This is a genomic window from Rhizobium sp. BK008 (assembly GCF_014197345.1).
Lineage (GTDB): Bacteria > Pseudomonadota > Alphaproteobacteria > Rhizobiales > Rhizobiaceae > Rhizobium > Rhizobium anhuiense.
Genome location: NZ_JACIFK010000007.1, coordinates 180,877 through 198,220, shown reverse-complemented (window position 1 = coordinate 198,220; position 17,344 = coordinate 180,877). Strand labels below are relative to the sequence as shown.

Here is a 17,344-nt window from a genome sequence, read left to right as displayed (position 1 = left end):
CTACGAAAGATCGGCATCATCATCGGTATCGCTGACCTGCCGGCGGCGGTCGATGATGACGTCGGGATAATCCACCTGCATGAAATAGAGCCCGTCGGGCGGCGCCACCGGGCCGCAGGCCTTGCGATCACGCGCCTGAAGCGCCGCCTCGACATCGTCGGGCGTCCATTTGCCTTCGCCGGCAAGCTTCAGCGTGCCGGCGAAGGAACGGATCTGGTTGTGGAGGAAACTCTGCGCCGTGGCGCGGATCTCGATCAATTCGCCATTGCGGGTCACATCCAGCCGGTCGAGCGTGCGCACCGGGCTGTTTGCCTGGCAATGGGCCGAGCGGAAGGTGGAGAAATCGTGCCGGCCGACCAGCCTCTGAGCGGCGGTATGCATGACCTCGTGGTCGAGCCCCTTCGGCACCCACCAGGCCTTGCCGGCGTCGAGCGCCAGCGGCGCCCGGCGGCTGACGATGCGGTAGAGATAATGGCGCCGCAGCGCCGAGAACCGAGCATCGAAGAATTCGGGAACCGCCTCGACGTCGAGAATGGAGACGCGCTCGCCGGCCAGCCGCAGATGCGCGTTCAAGGCATTCTGCAGCTTGTAGGGCGACCAGTCCTTCGAAAGATCGGCATGGATGACCTGGCCCATCGCATGGACGCCGGAATCGGTGCGGCCGGCGCCGCGCACCGACACCGTCTCGCCGGTCAGCGACAGCACCGCCGCTTCGATCGCGCCCTGCACCGAGGGACCATTTTCCTGGCGTTGCCAGCCGACATAGGGGCCGCCGTCATATTCGACGGTCATGCGGAAACGCGGCATCAGCTAAGCCTCGTGCCGGCCGCAAGCGGCGTGCCTCTCAAGAAATCGGCCGCGGCCAGCGGCTTGCCGCCGGCCTTCTGCAGCCTGGTCAGCCGCACCGCGCCCGAACCGCAGGCGACGACGAGATCGTCCGTCAGCAATTCGCCTGATGCGCCTTGCCCTTCGGCCAGCTCGGAGGCCAGCACCTTCACCCGCTCCGGCTTGCCGCCGATCGCAAGCTCGAACCAGGCGCCCGGAAACGGCGCCAGGCCGCGGATATGATTGTGCACGTCCCTGGCGTTTCTGGCGAAATCGATGCGGGTCTCGGCCTTGTCGATCTTGGCGGCATAGAGCACGCCCTCTTCCGGCTGCGGCGTCAGCGGCAGTTCGTTCATCTCGAGTTTCACCATGGCTTCCGCCATCGCCTTGGCGCCCACGAGCATCAGCCGGTCGTGCAGCTCGCCAGCCGTCATGTTCGGGCCGATCTCGACTTCGCGGGTCAGCGCCACGGCGCCGGTATCGAGACCCTTGTCCATCTTCATCACCATCATGCCGGTCTTTGCATCGCCCGCCATGATCGCCCGCTGGATGGGTGCAGCCCCTCGCCAGCGCGGCAGCAGCGAGGCATGGCCGTTGTAGCAGCCATCCCTCGTGCCGTTCAGAATCGCCTCCGGCAGCAACAATCCGTAGGCAACGACGACGCCGACATCGGCATTGAGGGCGCGAAACCTCTCGCGCTCCTCTGGGTCCTTGAAATTGACCGGGGTGAAAACCGGCAGACCGAGCAATTCGGCTGCCTGATGCACCGGCGATTTCTGCAGATCGAGCCCGCGCCGCCCGCCCGGCCGCGGCGGCTGGGTATAGACCGCAACGATCCGGTGGCCGGCATCGACGAGCAGGCGCAGGGTCGGAACCGAGAACTCGGGGGTTCCCATGAAGATGATGCGAAGAGACATTCTATCTCGCCAATTGAGGATCAGCCGTCTTCAAACGGGTTTACGAGCTTGAGATCAAGCCCCTCGAAATCTTTGACATTGCGGGTGGCGAGCGTCGCACCGTTGGCAAGGCAGATAGCGGCGATCATGGCGTCCTGGACCGAAATCGGCCGCCCGATGCTTTCGCGTTTCGCCCGCAAGCGACCAGTCACTATAGCCGTTTCCAAATCCCAGCCAACGATGCGGTCACGAAATTGGCCTTTTACCAAATTCTGGATAGCCCGGAAGAAGCGGTCCGATCCGGTCTTCAAGAAAACCCTTTCGGCTCCATAAATCTGCTCCATCAAGCCGACCGTGCAAAACCAGATTCGCGAGCTATCCTGCCGCAATATCCAAGCCTTCACCTTTTCACTTGGATATGGCCTGGCGAACTCGGAAACCACATTGGTATCGAGAACGATCATTCGAAATCCTCGAACGGCCGGCCGAAATCCTTTTTCCGCGCGGCCTCGATTTCGTCCATGATTGCAGCAAATTCATCGTCCACTGCGTTTTCGCTGACAAAAGCGGCGCGTATTGCTTCATAGGCCGACAAAGTCTCGGGCTTTGCTTCGTTTTTCCTTTTCAGCGCTTCCCGCAAAAGTTCCTTGGCCTCGTCAGAAAGGCTGTTTCCGCTCCGCTGCGCCGATTCCGCAATGTCTCGCTTCATCGCCTCGGAAATATTCCTGATCAGAAAATCACCCATGCGGCGCCTCCATCATGATATCACTGATATCATAGTGCTTTGCCGATAAGTTTTCAACGTGCTGCTCAGAGCGCCTTGGACTTCGCCGCCTTGGTGAACTTCTTGATGACCATCTCCCGCTTCAGACGTGAGATGTGATCGATGAAGAGCACGCCGTTCAGGTGGTCGATCTCGTGCTGCAGGCAGGTGGCGAGCAGGCCATCGGCTTCGACCGTCTGTTCCTTGCCGTTGCGGTCGAGATATTTGACCGAGACCACGGCCGGGCGCTCGACCTCGGCATAATAATCCGGAATCGACAGGCAGCCTTCCTCATAGACGGAGCGCTCGTCGGACGATGTGACGATCTCCGGATTGATGAAGACCTGCGGCTGCTTTTCCTCGCCCTCGCGCGAGACGTCGATGACGAGCATGCGGCGCGGCACGCCGATCTGGACTGCGGCAAGGCCGATGCCCGGTGCGTCATACATGGTTTCCAGCATGTCGTCGGCGAGACGCTGCAGGTCGGCATCCACCCGCTCGATCGGCTTGGACAGCTGGCGGAGAATAGGATCGGGAAGAATGATGAGTGGCTTGATGGTCATGGCGTTCCCATAACCCATCTTTTCCGACTATGGAATTATCCGGCAGGCGGGGAATACGCTTTTTTCCATCCCCGCCTGGAATTTTGCCATATTCTCCTCAGGCCGCCCGGCGGGCAGCGAGGGCGGAATGCCCCTCCGGCCGGGCGCGGAAGCGCCGCAGCAGCTCGATCAGCTTCTCCACCTCGTCCTTGAGGCGGCGGGTTTCGGCTGAGGAGTGCTCGACCATGTCCGAATTCTGCTGGGTGATCGCCCCCATGTTGCGGACCGCCACGCTGACCTCGTTGACGCCGGTCGCCTGATCGCGGGCGGCGGCGGCGATATCGGCGACGAAACGGTTGATGATGTCGATACGACTGATCATGTCGTTCAGCGCCTCGCCGGTGCTGGAGACGATGCCGACGCCCTGATTGACCTGGGTCGAGCTCTGCGAGATCAGGTTCTTGACCTCCTTGGCCGCATCCGCCGTGCGCTGGGCGAGCTGGCGGACCTCCTGGGCGACGACGGCAAAACCCTTGCCGGCATCACCGGCACGGGCTGCCTCGACACCGGCGTTCAGCGCCAGGAGGTTGGTCTGGAAGGCGATCTCGTCGATGACGCCGATGATCTTGGAGATCCCGGTCGAGGATTTCTCGATGCCGGCCATCGCCGAAACGGCGCTGGTGACGAGCTCACCGGAATTCTTCGCCTTCTCTTGCGTCTCGCGTACGGCGGCCGAAGCCTTCTCGGCATTGGCGGCCGTCTGGCCGACGCTGACGGAAAGCTGCTGCAGCGCCGCCGAGCTCTCCTCGACACCGGCCGCCTGCTGGGCGGTGCGCAGCGCCAGATCGTTGGTCGCATTGGCAATGACGTCGGCGCCGCTCATGATATGGCCCGAGGTCTCGCGCACGGAGGCGAAGGACTGGCTTAGCGCCCTGACGGCGCGGTTGTAATCCTCGGCCATCTGCCTGAAATTGCCCGGCAGGTCGGACGGCAGGGTGGCTTCGAGATCGCCGCGCGACAGCGCTTCCAAGCCGCGGCGCAGCTGTTCCAGCGCGACTGCCTGGTCGGATTCGGCCCGGGTGCGCTCCTCTTCCAGGGCCCGGCGCTTGGCTTCGAGCGTCTCGAGATAGACCGAGATGGAATAATCCATGTCGAGCATGCCGGCCTTGATGACGGCCGACAGCTTCTCGGCCAGCTGCTTGCCTTGCCGGCGCGCGAAGACCGACGGCCACTGTTTCTCCATGATGCCCTTGACGAGTTCGGACATGACGATGGCGTAACCGCCGATATACCAGCGCGGCTCCAGCCCGATGCGGGCATGCGTCCGCCCGACCGCCGTGACCCCGTCGACATAGCTCTCGTCGAATGCACCGCCGGCAAGATTGGCCCAATGATCCTGCTGGCGCTTCTTGGCATGGCCGACGTGGTTCTTATCGGCGAAAAAGCCTGCGACCGCAGGGGTCCTGACGATCTTGGCGTAGAATTTATCGAGGGCGCCGCCGATCAGTTCCGATATGACGGGGCGCAGATCCCGCATCGACCTGCGCGCCGCCTCATCCAGTTCGATGAAATCGAGGCGCTGCCTGAGGGCACTGTCGGTCTGCTGGGATGTCATGGAGGGTCTCTGTACTTGGCGCAAGGCGCGGGAAGGAATTTCTGCGCCACAGGTTTTGGCGAATATGGTTGAGCAATCGTTAAATCGGCCGGCGATTTCTTCTTCATCAGCTGGGAAGAGCAGCAGCCTGTGAAGATCGTAAGGGCCGGCAATTCTGTTCACGTTTTGATCTATATATTGCCGTGTCTTCTGTTATGCTCGCGGTATGACCGTCCATTCCGAATCGCTCGCCCTTTCCCTTGCCTCGATCAGTCCGGCCATGCTGGCGCTTGGCGGCGGGGTTCTCGCCGCCCTCGTCCTGCTGGTGATCGTGCTTCTGCTGCGCGGCGCCAGCCTTCGCCGCGAACAGGCCGAGGAGGCGAGCTTCCGCGCCGGGGAAACCGAAGCGCGCATGGCCGAGCTTTTGAAGATCCAGGCGGAGATGCAGGGCCGCATCGCGGCGATGACCGAGGTCTTCGGCGCGCGGCAGAGCGAACTCAACCAGACGATCAGCCAACGCCTCGACGGCATGTCGCAGCGCGTCAGCTCGACGATCACCGAACAGACGAAATCGACGCATGAGAACCTGCGGCGGCTGCAGGAGCGGCTGGCGGTCATCGATGCGGCGCAGAACAATATCCAGAGCCTCGCCAAGGATGTCGTCGGGCTGCAGGCCATTCTGTCCAACAAGCAGACGCGCGGCGCCTTCGGGCAGTCGAGGATGGAAACGATCGTCGCCGACGGCCTGCCGATGGGCGCCTACACCTTCCAGCAGACGCTCTCCAACGGCTCACGGCCGGACTGCACGATCCGCATGCCGAACGACGCGCCGCCGCTTGTCATCGACGCGAAATTTCCGCTCGAAGCCTGGAACGCGATCCGCGACGCCGGCAGCCCCGAGGCCGGCAAGATCGCCGGCCAGCAGTTCCGCCGCGACATGGAGATCCATATCCGGGACATTTCCGAGAAATATCTGATCCAGGGCGAAACCCAGGATACGGCCTTTCTCTTCGTGCCCTCGGAATCGATCTTCGCCGAGATCCACGAGCACTTCGAGGCCGTGGTGCAGAAGGCGCACCGGGCGCGCATCGTCATTGTCTCGCCGTCGCTGCTGATGCTGTCGATCCAGGTCATCCAGGCCGTGCTCAAGGACCAGCGCATGCGGGCGCAGGCGCATCTGATCCAGGGCGAGGTGGCAATACTGATGGACGATCTCGGCCGGCTCGACGAGCGGGTGCGCAAGCTGCAGGGCCATTTCGCCATGGCGCAGAAGGATATCGACATGGTGGTCACGTCAGCCGACAAGCTCACCAAGCGCGGCGCCAGGATCGAAGCGCTGGAATTCGAGGCGGGCGGCGGCGAGGCAAAGCCTGCCCGCGACAGCGAAGCCGCGGCCAAATCGATGGAAAGCCGCACCGGTCTTCTGAAGCTCCGGGTGGTTGACGAGGAGTGACCGCTTCGGGCAGTGTCTCGCCCGCATGAAACAGCAGGAGCATGACGCCGTCCGAAAACCGCGCCTAGTTTTCGCCATGACGTCGCTTGCAGGCTCCAAAAGACGGGACACCCTGATGATCACAGTTTTCGGGTCCATCAACATGGATCTCATCGCCACGACCGAGCGCCTGCCGAAGCCCGGCGAGACGGTGGCCGGCAACGGCTTTGCCACGGCCGCCGGCGGCAAGGGCGCCAACCAGGCGCTGGCAGCGCGCCGCGCCGGCCGCTATGTGCATATGGCCGGCGCCGTCGGCAAGGATGGCTTCGCCGCGGATGCGCTGGCCCTGCTCGATGATGCCGGCACCGACCTTTCTCTCGTCAAGCATGTCGACGGCCCCACGGGCACGGCGCTGATCCTTGTCGGCGGCGACGGCGAAAACATGATTGCCGTCGTTCCCGGCGCCAACGGCCTGGTCACGCCTGCCGATGCCGAGAAAGCGGTCGGCCGCATGAACGAAGGCGATCTCCTGATGCTGCAGCTCGAAGTGCCGGCGGCCGCCGTCGAACGCGCGCTGTCGGCAGCCCGCGCCAAGGGCGTCACCAGCATCCTCAACCTTGCGCCGCTCATCCCCGATGCGGCCCAACTCGGCCGGCTCGCCGATATCGTCATTGCCAACGAGACCGAGTTCGAGCGGCTGGCCGGCCAGGAGGGCATGGACGCTGAAGCGCGCGAGGCCGCCCTTACCCGCCTGCATGCGGAGACGGGCCAGACGCTGATCGTGACGCTCGGCGGCGATGGCGTCATCGCCATTCGCGACGGGGCAATTTCACGGGCACAGGGCCTCAAGATCGAACCCGTCGATACGGTCGGCGCGGGAGATACCTTCTGCGGCTATTTCACTGCCAGCCTCGACGACGGCCTCGATTTTGCCTCGGCGCTGCGCCGTGCGGCCGTCGCCGGTTCGCTCGCCTGCCTGAAGGCCGGCGCGCAACCTTCGATCCCCTGGAGCGAGGAAGTCGCAGACAGAATATAGGAAGCGTCCCTTTGCGAAGCCGCCGGCAAAACCCCCGGTAATTCAGGGTGTTCCGGCGGTTTTCCTTGCCTTGATCAAGCAAGTTTCATTCAAATTTAAGAGATCTCTGGCGATGTTGCCCGCGGTCGCAGGTTCCTCGCGCTTTCAGGAATCGGCAACCACGCGGCGGCTCCATGACGGGGCGATGCCTTCGCTCCTGCGCCGGAGAATGCCCGTTCGGCGCATCCTTGTCCGAGGACCTCATGTTCATTTTTCGAATGAAATCGCTTGCGGCGAAACTCATCGTCATCACCGGCATCGCCATCGCGCTTGTTCTCATCGTTTCGAATTTTTTCCTCATCGGTCAGACCCGGGATCGGGTCCAGATCCTGACGATGGATCAGGCCAACCTCGAGGCAAAATCGATCGCCAATGAAATCGCCGCCAATGTCGGCGAACTCGCCAGCGCCGCGCGCACCATGTCGGGCGTCGTCGGCCGCGGCCATGAAGGCAAGTCGCTCGATCGCAAGGGCATGATCAACGTGCTGAAGGCCAATCTCGAACAGAACGCCTTCGCCTTCGGCAGCTGGTTCTGCGAGCAGCTCGGCGCGCTGGATGGCAAGACCACCGAGATCGCCAACAATAATGACGAAGGCACGAGCAAGAACGGCGCCTTCACGCCCTACTGGTCGAAGACCAAGGATGGCGGCATCCAGTATTCGACCTTCGACAATGACTATACCGCCGAATGGTGGAAGCTCGCCGCCGACAGCGGCAAGGGCGCGATCACGACGCCCTATATGGCCGAAGGAACGGATGTTCCGACGCTGCTGACCTCGATCGCCTATCCGGTCATGTCGGGTGGCAAGATGATCGGCGTCGCCGGCGTCGACATTTCGCTGAAGTCGCTCACCGACAAGCTGCAGGCGCTGCATCCTTTCGGCTCGGGCCGCGTCACGCTGCTGTCGCAGGCCGGCAACTGGATCGTCGCGCCGATCCCCGACCTGATGACCAAGGAATATAGCGGCGAAGGCGCCGACATCGTCAAGACGGCGCTGTCGAGCAAGCAGCCCGGCCTCGTCAGCAACCTCACCTATGACGGCCTCGCTCCCTTCGACCGCGTCGTCTATCCCTTCGCGGTTCCCGGCGTCAACGCCACCTGGGTCGTGCTCGTCGACGTCCCGCACACGGCGATCAACGCCCCGGTGCAGGACCAGACCTACATGATGATCGTCAATGGCCTGATCGTGCTCGGCGCGGTCATGCTGGCGCTCTATTTCGCCGTCCGCTCTTTCGTGCAGCGGCCGCTCGGCGGTCTCGTCGCCAGCGTCAAGGCGCTCAGCGACGGCCAATATGCCGAACCGGTCGCCGCCCAGGAGCGCAGCGACGAAATCGGCTCGGTCGCCAAGGCGCTCGAAGGTTTCCGCTTCAAGCTCGCCGACAGCCGGCGCCTTGAGGACGAGGCGGCCCGAGAGCGTCAGGCTGCGGAAGCCGAGCGCGGCCGCTCGGAATCGGAACGCCAGGAATCGTTATCGCTGCAGCGCCATATCGTTTCGATCGTCGGCGCCGGCCTTTCCGAGCTGTCGCAGGGCAATCTCGCTCACCGCATCACCGACGACTTCCCCGGCGAATACGGCAAGCTGAAACAGGATTTCAACGCCGCCCTGGCGAGCCTGGAAGAGACCATCAACACGATGAACCTCAGCGTCGCCAATATCGGCTCCGGCACCGGTGAGATCAGCAGCAGCGCTTCCGACCTCGCCAAGCGCACCGAACAGCAGGCGGCAAGCCTGGAAGAGACGGCGGCCGCGCTCAACGAGCTCACCGCGCAGGTCGATTCCAGCGCCGAGAATGCGCGCACGGCTGCCGACAACGTCAACCTCGCCTGCCAGGATGCGGAAAAATCCGGCGAAGTGGTGCAGAAGGCGATTGCCTCGATGCAAGGGATCGAACAGTCTTCGACGGAGGTTTCGCGGATCATCGGCGTCATCGACGAGATCGCCTTCCAGACCAACCTCCTGGCACTCAACGCCGGCGTCGAGGCCGCGCGTGCCGGAGAGGCCGGCAAGGGTTTTGCCGTCGTCGCCCAGGAGGTGCGCGAACTCGCGCAACGGTCGGCCAATGCCGCCAAGGAAATCAAGACGCTGATCAACACCTCGGCTGTCCAGGTCAAGGAAGGCGTCGATCTCGTCGGGCGCGCCGGCGGCACGCTGCACAAGATCGCCGAACAGGTGATGGGCATCAACGACCTCATCCGGCAAATCTCGGCATCGGCCAGCGAACAGGCTGTCGGCCTGAAGGAAATCAACCAGGCCATGAACCAGATGGACCAGGTGACGCAGCAGAATGCGGCCATGGTGGAGGAAGCGACCGCCGCCAGCATGGTCCTCAATGACGAAGCGCAGACGCTGAAGACGCTCGCCACCCGCTTCAGCGTCTCGGGGGGTAACTCCGCCGCACTCGCCTCCGTCGCGCAAAGGATGCGTGCCCCTGTTGCCGCGGTCTCTTCGCATCGGGTGGCCGCGCCTGCGGTTCGCCACGCAGCCGCCCCGTCGCGCGGTTCGGCGGCCGTTGCCCAGGACAGCTGGGAAGAATTCTGATCGTTTCAGCCGCTCATCCTGAAAAAGGCGCCTGGGGAACCCGGCGCCTTTTCACATGTCAGCGTTCATCGATACGGCGTTAAGCGGCGTTCGACGTCTGCTCTTCGTTGAGGAAGGCATAGATCGCCGAGGCGGAATCGGTTGCGCGGAGCTTGGCGACCAGATCGTGATCGCGCAGGACGCGGGCGATACGCGACAGAGCCTTGAGATGGTCGGCGCCCGCGCCCTCCGGCGCCAGCAGCAGGAATACGAGATCGACAGGCTGGTCATCCAGCGCCTCGAAATCGACCGGCTGCTCCAGCCGGGCGAAGATGCCGACGATCGAATGGATGTTGACCAGCTTGCCGTGGGGAATGGCGATACCGTTGCCGACGCCGGTGGAGCCCAGGCGTTCGCGCTGCAGGATGACGTCGAAGATCTCCCGCTCGGAAAGCCCGGTGATCCTGGCGGCTCTTGCAGCCAATTCCTGAAGCAACTGTTTCTTGGAATTTACTCTGAGGGCGGGAATGATCGCATCCTGATGGAGCAAATCTGCCAATGCCATTTCTTTTTCCTTCTGTCGCCGGGATCAGATGATGCAAGGAGCGGCGGCAACACCGCCGCTCATCACCCTGATCTCAGCCTTTGATATTGGCTGAATCGATCCAGCCAATATTTCCGTCGTGCCGACGGTAAACGATGTTCAGATGTTCCTTGCCGGGGCTGCGGAACAGGAGAAGCGGCTCATCGGTCATGTCGAGCGCCATTACGGCGGTGGCGACCGACATGGTCTTCAGCTGCTTCGTGCTTTCGGCGACGATCGCCGGAGCGAAATCGTCGGCAATTTCATCTTCGTGATCAGGAACAGAATCCATGACCGTGTAGGCGACTTCTGCAAAACCATTCAGGTGGTTTCCGGCGTGATGGTCCTTCAGTTTGCGCTTGTAGCGGCGCAGGCGCTTTTCGATGCGCTCCGAAGCGGCGTCGAAAGCAAGCTGCGGATCGGTCGCCTCGCCGGCTGCATGCAGCACCACCCCGCTGTCGAGATGAAGCTTGCAGTCTGCGGAGAAACGAGAACTCGCTTTTTCCACGGTCACTTGGCCGGAATACCCCCCGTCGAAGTATTTCGTGATGGCCATACCAATTTGGTCCTCGATCTTTTGACGGAAGGATTCACCAATTTCCATATGTTTCCCGGATACACGCACACTCATGGAGTTTCCCTTCTTATGGTCGTTTGCGGGTATCAGTTTACGCCAAGCCTCAGGTTCATCCAAGCACTTCGCGCAATCTCAAGCAAGATCGGCTTAGGCCTGCGGGTCCTTGGTGCCTTGGGGATGATGGGGATAACTCCAGACGCCGTTCACGGCATCGATTGCGGCGCGCTTCTAGCCAGAGGTTACCAAAAAGTCAATAGCGTGGAAATTCCCGATAAGTGATGCTCGATAAACGTGCATGGAAGGCGCGGTGAGGCAGGTCCATCGCGAATCGCCATCTGATCGGCTTTAAGCACTTCGCGCTTTCGTTGTGCCCGCCTTTGCGGGGACCGTCATGGCGGCCACACCGGACATGACGCAGACGAGGCCGATCCAGGCTGTCGGGCTGAGGCTTTCGCCGAGGAAGACCAGGCCGATCGCAACACCGATCGGCACTCTGAGATAGGCTTGCGCGGTGGTGCCGACCGAACCCAGCGTCTGGACGAGGCGGAAATAGATCACAAAAGCCAGCGCCGTCGAAAAGGCGGAGAGGCCAAGCAGCGCCAGCATCGATGCCGCCGACGGATCGAGTTCCCACGGCCGGTCGACGACGAGGCTGACGGGCAAGAGGATGACCGCGCCTGAGATCAACGAGCCGGCGGCCGGCACGGCGGGATCGAGCCCCTTGAAGTTTCTGCCGAATATCGCGGCACCTGCATAACAAATGGTCGCCAGGATGATGGCAAGCTGCGCCATCAGGTTTTCGCCGAGACCGCCGAGCGCTTCGATGCCGATGACCAGGCAGATGCCGGCGAGCCCGGCCATGACCCCGCAAAGTTTTCGCGACGTCACCTGCTCATGGCGGGTAATCAGCACGGTCAACAGGAAGGTGAAGATCGGCGTTGCCGAATTCAGGATCACCGCCAATCCGGCATCGACGGATTGTTCCGCCCAGGCGATCAGCGTGAAGGGGACGACGCTGTTCAGGCAGGCCTGAAGCAGGAACCGGCGCCATGTCGCGTGATCGCGCGGCAGGCGGACACGCCGGTAGCGGAGGACGGCCAGCAGAAGACCGCCGGCAATCAGCGTGCGTGCGGCGATCAACGTCACGGGCGGAATCGTCTCGACGCCGATCTTGATGAAGGTATAGGAGGAACCCCAGAGGGTCGCCAGCACCAGCAGCAGGACAAGCTCTCTGGCAAAGCTGGAATTTTGCGGCTGCATGGTCGGCATTCGATGTTGGTTCAAGACATCAGCGTAATAGTGGGGATTTGGAGATGGATGCTTCGATCAAGCTCGAAGTATGCCGCCTCAGAAGCCAGCGACCTTGGCGAGCGCCCGCTTCTCGCGGCGACGCTGGACCGAGGAGGCGATGTTCATCGCTTCCCGGTATTTGGCAACCGTGCGGCGGGCGAGATCGACGCCGCCCTTCTTCAGCATGTCGACGATATCGTCGTCGGAAAGCACCGCGTCCGGGCTCTCCTGCATGATCAGCGCGCGGATCTTGTGGCGGACGGCCTCGGCCGAATGGCTGTCGCCGCCCTCGACGGCGCTGATCGAGACGGTGAAGAAATATTTGAGTTCGAAGAGGCCGCGCGGCGTCAGCATATATTTGTTCGATGTGACGCGGCTGACGGTGGATTCATGCATCTTGATCGCCTCGGCGACCGTCTTCAGGTTCAGCGGCCGCAGGTGGTCGACGCCGTGCAGCAGGAAGGCGTCCTGCTGGCGAACGATTTCGCTTGCCACCTTCATGATGGTTTTTGCCCGCTGGTCGAGGCTGCGCGTCAGCCAATTGGCGCTCTGCAGGCAATCGGCGAGAAAGGCGTGATCCTCGCCGTTCTTTGTCACGCGGGAAAAATAGGACTGGTTGACCAGAACGCGCGGCAGCGTATCCGGATTGAGCTCGACCAGCCAGCCGCCCTCCGAGGAGGACCTGACGACCACATCCGGCATGATCGCTTCGGAAACACCCGCCTCGAAACCGCTGCCGGGCTTGGGATTGAGCTGGCGGATCTCGCCGAGCATGTCGAGAAGATCTTCCTCGTCGACGCCGCATATCCGCTTCAGCGTGGCGAAATCGCGCCGCGCCAGAAGTTCGAGGTTTTCGACCAGCGCCTGCATGGCGGGATCGTACCGGTCCTTCTGTCTGAGCTGGATCGCCAGGCATTCGGCAAGGCTGCGGGCGAAAACACCCGGCGGATCGAGTGTCTGCAGGGCGGCAAGCACGCGCTCGGCCTGCGTGACGCTGGTGCCCAGCCTCTCGCCCGCCTCGACGATATCGGCGTGCAGGTAACCGGCGTCGTCGAGCTGGTCGACGAAATTCTGCGCGATCAGCCGGTCGGCCATGTCAGGCAGGACGAAGGGGATCTGCTGGCCGAGATGATCGCGCAGCGACACCTGGCCGGCGACGAAATCGTCGAGATCGTAATCGGCGCCCTCGCCGCTGCCCGGCATCGATTTCCACTGGCTGACGAGCTCCGGCGCATCGAGGCGCTGCGGGGCACCGTCATCAGGAAAGACATTGGTGTAGTTGGCGTCGAGTTCGTCGTTCAGCCGGCTGGTGCTGGCGCTGCCGCCATTGTCGTACCAGTCGCTGGAGAGCGCGTCGGTGCGGTTGTCGTAGCCGTCGTCGGAACCGGCATCCTCCGGCTGATGAGCATACTGCTCATCTTCGCTTTCGCCGCGTTCGCCGCCCGCCTCGCCGTCATTCGACGGGAATTCGAGCAGCGGATTCTTCTCCACTTCCTGGGCAATGAACTGGTTGAGTTCAAAATGCGTCATCTGCAGCAACTGGATGGATTGCATCAGTTGCGGTGTCATCACCAGGGACTGGGTCTGGCGCAGGAAAAGATTGGCGGACAGTGCCATGACGGACGCGAAACTCCCCTCAATTCCTCCGGGAAACCGCGTCTGATCAAGGCCTCAGGCCGCGGAAATCCAAGTTGGCCCAAAAATTGCTTTTTTATTCTATTTGGTCAAGCGGAACTATGCCAACAAGGTGAATTTCTGCGGCTGGAGACTTTCCTGGTCAGATTGAAGCAATCTGTTGGCTCAAACCGAGTCGCATGGGCGAGCGGCCGGGGCGTGTGAGCCGTTTTCGAACGACATCATACTCTCATTCCTGGATTTCGATCCAGATCCAGATTTCAGGCCGATCCGGGCCAAAATCATCCGGATCTGGCGTCAGAGGCTGAAATTGTCGCCGAGGTAAAGCCGCCGCACTTCCGGATTGTTGACGATGTCGTTGGCCCGGCCGTGGGTCAGCACCTCACCGGCATGGATGATATAGGCCCGGTCGATGAGGCCCAGCGTCTCGCGCACATTGTGGTCGGTGATGAGAACGCCGATGCCGCGCGCCGTCAGGTGGTGAACGAGGTTCTGGATGTCGGCGACAGAGATCGGGTCGACGCCGGCGAAAGGTTCGTCGAGCAGCATGAAGGTCGGATCGGTCGCAAGCGCACGCGCGATTTCAAGGCGGCGGCGCTCACCGCCCGACAGGGCGACGGCGGCACTCTTGCGCAGCTTCTGGATATGGAATTCCTCCAGAAGCTCGTTCAGCTTCTGCTCGCGCTCGGCCTTGTCCTTCACATGCACTTCGAGGACGGCGCGGATATTCTCCTCCACCGTCAGGCCGCGGAAGATCGAGGCTTCCTGCGGCAGGTAACCGACGCCGAGGCGCGAGCGGCGATACATCGGCATGGTCGTGACATCGTTGCCGTCGATCTCGATCGTGCCTTCATCCACCGGCACGAGGCCGGTGATCATGTAAAAACAGGTGGTCTTGCCGGCGCCGTTCGGGCCGAGCAGGCCGACGGCCTCGCCGCGGCGCACCACCAGCGAGACGCCGTTGACGACGCGTCGCGTCGCATAAGTCTTCGTCAGACCGCGCGCGATCAGCGTTCCTTGATAGCGGCTCTTGTCGGCGGCACCCGCAGCTTGTGGCCCGGGCTTGCCGAACATGGTGGATAGCGATGATAATTTCACGTGGGAGGCCGGCTTCTCAGTTCTGCTTCTGCTGCGTACTCGGCTGCGACTTCGGATCGAGCTGAATCTGGACACGCCCGCCGCAGCTTTCAAGCTCCGCCTGGCCGGTTTGCATGTGAACCGTGAGTTTGCAGCCGGTAAAGACGTTCGGCCCGTCCGACAGAATGACCTTATTCCCCTCATCCGCGGTGAGGATGAAGGTCTGCGAGGCCATGTCGAAATTGCCGTCATCGGCAGTCGCCGTCTGCGTGCCCGAGGTCAGGAGGACCTTGTCGGTCACCAGGATCTTGTCGATATCAGCACTTCCCGATGCAAGCGAGCCCGACTGCTGCGGCTGGGCCGCAGGTTGCGCCCCGTCAGCGGCCGGCTTTGCCGCCTTGTCCTTGTAATAGACGGTCATCTTGCCGGACTGCATCGTCGTCGTGCCCTGGACGACCTTGACCTTGCCGGTGAAGAGCGCGGTGTGCTCCTGGTCGTGGATCTCCAGCTTGTCGCTTTCGATCTGGATCGGCTGGTCGTTGGAAAGCTTCATGCCCGACATCGTGGCCGCCTGCTGCGCGGGCGCGCCCGAAGCCGTCAGGATAAGGGCAAATGCGCCGGCAATGAATGCCATGCCAGTCTTGCAAGTGGATATGCGACAATCTTTTGTCATGGTGACCCGGCTGGTTAAGTGCCCTGTTTATGGATGGTGGATGGATCGACATTCATGCGAACATTCCCCTCGAATGTGATCACCCGCCCCTTATCGGTTATCTCCATCGTCCGCGCAACAATGGAGGCATTGTCCTTGGTGATGGTGACGGGATCGTCGCTCCGCATGTTTCCGCCCTTGATGTCGAGCCGGGCGGACTGGAACTGCGCATTGAGGCCACTGCTCAGCACGAGGGTGAAGGGGGCCGTCATATGCAGATTGTCGGTGGCGCGATTGTAATCGGCGGTCGAGGCGACGACGCGCGCGATCAGCCCGTCATTCATCGGCACGGCGGCCTTGATGGTCTCGAGCGTGATGAGATCGGGATTGCGGATATCCTGCAGCGCCCTTTCGGCCAGCATCGAATAGTTGATGCCGTCTGAATTGCGTCCTGATATCGCCGGCTTCTCCATCACGACCTTGCCGTTTTCGATCTTGGCGCCTTCCATCTTGATGTTCTCGGGCAGATAGATGCTGATCAACGCCACCGCGGTGAGGCCTGCCGCGACGATGAGGGCGGCCACCGGCAGCAATATCTTCAGCCGGCGCACGCGGGCAGAATGGAACAACGCGTCGCCATAGGCGCTTCTGCCGGACCCTGTAAAGGCGGCATTTCCGTTGTTCTTCAGGGTGTCGAGCATAGGCCTCGTCCATGTGCGGTGATCGCCGCGCCTCTCTAACAAAGCCGGCCGCCAATCACAGTTCGTTTCGCATTATTACATTGGCTTGCCAATATGGAATTTTTTCTGCAACAAGCAACAAAACGGAAAAACATCAAAAAGTGGCATTCGTACGCGCCGCGGCCGCCTTATTTTACCGGACCTCTCGGCGGCATGCCGAAGCCGGGCCAGCGCTGGAGGTTTCTATGGACAGTTCGATCATCGCGGATCGCCGGCGGTTGCGCCGCAAGCTCGGCTTCTGGCGCCTCATTGCCGTTGCCCTCATCGTGGCGCTTGGTTTCGCCTTCTACCACTTCGCCGTCGGCGATGCCGGGACGCAGCGCCCACATATTGCCCATGTGACGATATCGGGACTGATCGTCGACGACGACGAGCTTCTGGAGCGGCTGAAGAAGGTCGAGACCAGCGACCAGGTGAAGGCGGCGGTGATTTCGATCTCCTCGCCCGGCGGCACGACCTATGGCGGCGAAAAAATCTTCAACGCCATCCGGGCAATATCAGCCAAGAAGCCTGTGGTCTCCGACGTGCGCACGCTTGCCGCCTCCGCCGGCTACATGATCGCCACCGCCGGCGATACGATCATTGCCGGCGACAGCTCGATCACCGGCTCGATCGGCGTCATCTTCCAGTATCCGCAGATCCAGCCGCTGCTCGACAAGATCGGCGTCTCGCTGCAGGAGATCAAGTCCTCGCCGCTGAAGGCCGAGCCCTCGCCCTTCCATGAGGCGAGCGAAGAGGCCAAGGCGATGATCCGCAACATGGTGGTCGACAGCTATAACTGGTTCGTCGACCTGGTCGCCGACCGGCGCAAGCTGCCGCGCGACGAGGTGCTGAAACTCGCCGACGGCACAATCTATACCGGCCGCCAGGCGCTGAAGGTGAAACTCGTCGATACGATCGGCGGCGAGCCCGAAATCCGCGCCTATCTCAAATCGCGCGGCGTCGATGCCGACCTGCCGATGGTCGACTGGGACAAGAAGAGCAATACGCCGTTTCTGCTCGCTGGGGCTGTTTCGCGGTTGATTACGATCTTCGGTTATGATGATCTCATGAAAACCCAGGATATTAATGGAATCCTGCCCCCAAAGTTGCTTCTTGACGGGCTGCTTTCAGTTTGGCAGGTTGGCCGCGATTGATAAGAAAT

Annotated in this window: 17 protein-coding genes; 4 read left to right on the top strand and 13 right to left on the bottom strand. The window is 62.0% G+C overall.

Going from position 1 to position 17,344, the window contains the following annotated elements; all coding sequences use genetic code 11:
* The 6 genes from truA to FHT69_RS25055 form a co-directional block, all read right to left on the bottom strand.
* Window positions 1-807, bottom strand: coding sequence for a tRNA pseudouridine(38-40) synthase TruA (gene truA / locus FHT69_RS25080; protein WP_183903708.1), 807 nt, complete (start codon window positions 805-807; stop codon window positions 1-3).
* The gene (gene fmt / locus FHT69_RS25075; protein ID WP_047617159.1) at window positions 807-1,742 is read right to left on the bottom strand and encodes a methionyl-tRNA formyltransferase; all 936 of its coding nucleotides are present in this window, start codon (window positions 1,740-1,742) and stop codon (window positions 807-809) included. Before fmt ends, truA begins: the two co-directional genes overlap by 1 nt.
* Before the next feature lie 20 nt (window positions 1,743-1,762).
* Window positions 1,763-2,185 (bottom strand): type II toxin-antitoxin system VapC family toxin, encoded by a 423-nt coding sequence (locus FHT69_RS25070; RefSeq protein WP_047617160.1) that lies wholly within the window; start codon window positions 2,183-2,185, stop codon window positions 1,763-1,765.
* The gene (locus FHT69_RS25065; protein ID WP_025554648.1) at window positions 2,182-2,466 is read right to left on the bottom strand and encodes a FitA-like ribbon-helix-helix domain-containing protein; all 285 of its coding nucleotides are present in this window, start codon (window positions 2,464-2,466) and stop codon (window positions 2,182-2,184) included. Before FHT69_RS25065 ends, FHT69_RS25070 begins: the two co-directional genes overlap by 4 nt.
* A gap of 65 nt (window positions 2,467-2,531) precedes the next feature.
* Window positions 2,532-3,047, bottom strand: a complete 516-nt coding sequence (gene def / locus FHT69_RS25060) for a peptide deformylase (protein WP_025554647.1) — start codon at window positions 3,045-3,047, stop codon at window positions 2,532-2,534.
* 97 nt (window positions 3,048-3,144) lie between these two features.
* Window positions 3,145-4,641 (bottom strand): globin-coupled sensor protein, encoded by a 1,497-nt coding sequence (locus FHT69_RS25055; RefSeq protein WP_183906111.1) that lies wholly within the window; start codon window positions 4,639-4,641, stop codon window positions 3,145-3,147.
* Between the two features lie 205 nt (window positions 4,642-4,846).
* On the opposite strand from FHT69_RS25055, the gene FHT69_RS25050 reads away from it, so the two are divergent.
* From FHT69_RS25050 to FHT69_RS25040, 3 genes are all read left to right on the top strand, one after another.
* The gene (locus tag FHT69_RS25050) at window positions 4,847-6,073 is read left to right on the top strand and encodes a DNA recombination protein RmuC (RefSeq protein ID WP_183906110.1); all 1,227 of its coding nucleotides are present in this window, start codon (window positions 4,847-4,849) and stop codon (window positions 6,071-6,073) included.
* A gap of 115 nt (window positions 6,074-6,188) precedes the next feature.
* Window positions 6,189-7,088, top strand: coding sequence for a ribokinase (locus FHT69_RS25045; RefSeq protein WP_025554389.1), 900 nt, complete (start codon window positions 6,189-6,191; stop codon window positions 7,086-7,088).
* A gap of 242 nt (window positions 7,089-7,330) precedes the next feature.
* Window positions 7,331-9,667, top strand: coding sequence for a methyl-accepting chemotaxis protein (locus FHT69_RS25040; RefSeq protein ID WP_183906109.1), 2,337 nt, complete (start codon window positions 7,331-7,333; stop codon window positions 9,665-9,667).
* A gap of 79 nt (window positions 9,668-9,746) precedes the next feature.
* On the opposite strand, the gene ptsN is transcribed toward FHT69_RS25040, so the two are convergent.
* The 7 genes from ptsN to lptC form a co-directional block, all read right to left on the bottom strand.
* Window positions 9,747-10,211 (bottom strand): PTS IIA-like nitrogen regulatory protein PtsN, encoded by a 465-nt coding sequence (gene ptsN / locus FHT69_RS25035; protein WP_003570770.1) that lies wholly within the window; start codon window positions 10,209-10,211, stop codon window positions 9,747-9,749.
* A gap of 73 nt (window positions 10,212-10,284) precedes the next feature.
* Complete coding sequence (hpf, locus tag FHT69_RS25030; protein ID WP_025554397.1) at window positions 10,285-10,860, bottom strand: ribosome hibernation-promoting factor, HPF/YfiA family; 576 nt, start codon at window positions 10,858-10,860, stop codon at window positions 10,285-10,287.
* A gap of 291 nt (window positions 10,861-11,151) precedes the next feature.
* Window positions 11,152-12,075: a DMT family transporter gene (locus FHT69_RS25025; RefSeq protein ID WP_183906108.1), complete on the bottom strand. Its 924-nt coding sequence runs from the start codon at window positions 12,073-12,075 to the stop codon at window positions 11,152-11,154.
* Window positions 12,076-12,153: 78 nt separating this feature from the next.
* Window positions 12,154-13,713: an RNA polymerase factor sigma-54 gene (gene rpoN, locus FHT69_RS25020; protein WP_047617170.1), complete on the bottom strand. Its 1,560-nt coding sequence runs from the start codon at window positions 13,711-13,713 to the stop codon at window positions 12,154-12,156.
* Between the two features lie 315 nt (window positions 13,714-14,028).
* The gene (gene lptB / locus FHT69_RS25015) at window positions 14,029-14,805 is read right to left on the bottom strand and encodes an LPS export ABC transporter ATP-binding protein (RefSeq protein ID WP_003556077.1); all 777 of its coding nucleotides are present in this window, start codon (window positions 14,803-14,805) and stop codon (window positions 14,029-14,031) included.
* A gap of 40 nt (window positions 14,806-14,845) precedes the next feature.
* Window positions 14,846-15,481: an LptA/OstA family protein gene (locus FHT69_RS25010; RefSeq protein WP_047617172.1), complete on the bottom strand. Its 636-nt coding sequence runs from the start codon at window positions 15,479-15,481 to the stop codon at window positions 14,846-14,848.
* Between the two features lie 14 nt (window positions 15,482-15,495).
* Window positions 15,496-16,161, bottom strand: coding sequence for an LPS export ABC transporter periplasmic protein LptC (lptC, locus tag FHT69_RS25005; protein WP_025554407.1), 666 nt, complete (start codon window positions 16,159-16,161; stop codon window positions 15,496-15,498).
* Window positions 16,162-16,385: 224 nt separating this feature from the next.
* On the opposite strand from lptC, the gene sppA reads away from it, so the two are divergent.
* Complete coding sequence (gene sppA / locus FHT69_RS25000; RefSeq protein WP_028755465.1) at window positions 16,386-17,336, top strand: signal peptide peptidase SppA; 951 nt, start codon at window positions 16,386-16,388, stop codon at window positions 17,334-17,336.
* The last annotated feature ends 8 nt before the right edge of the window (window positions 17,337-17,344 follow it).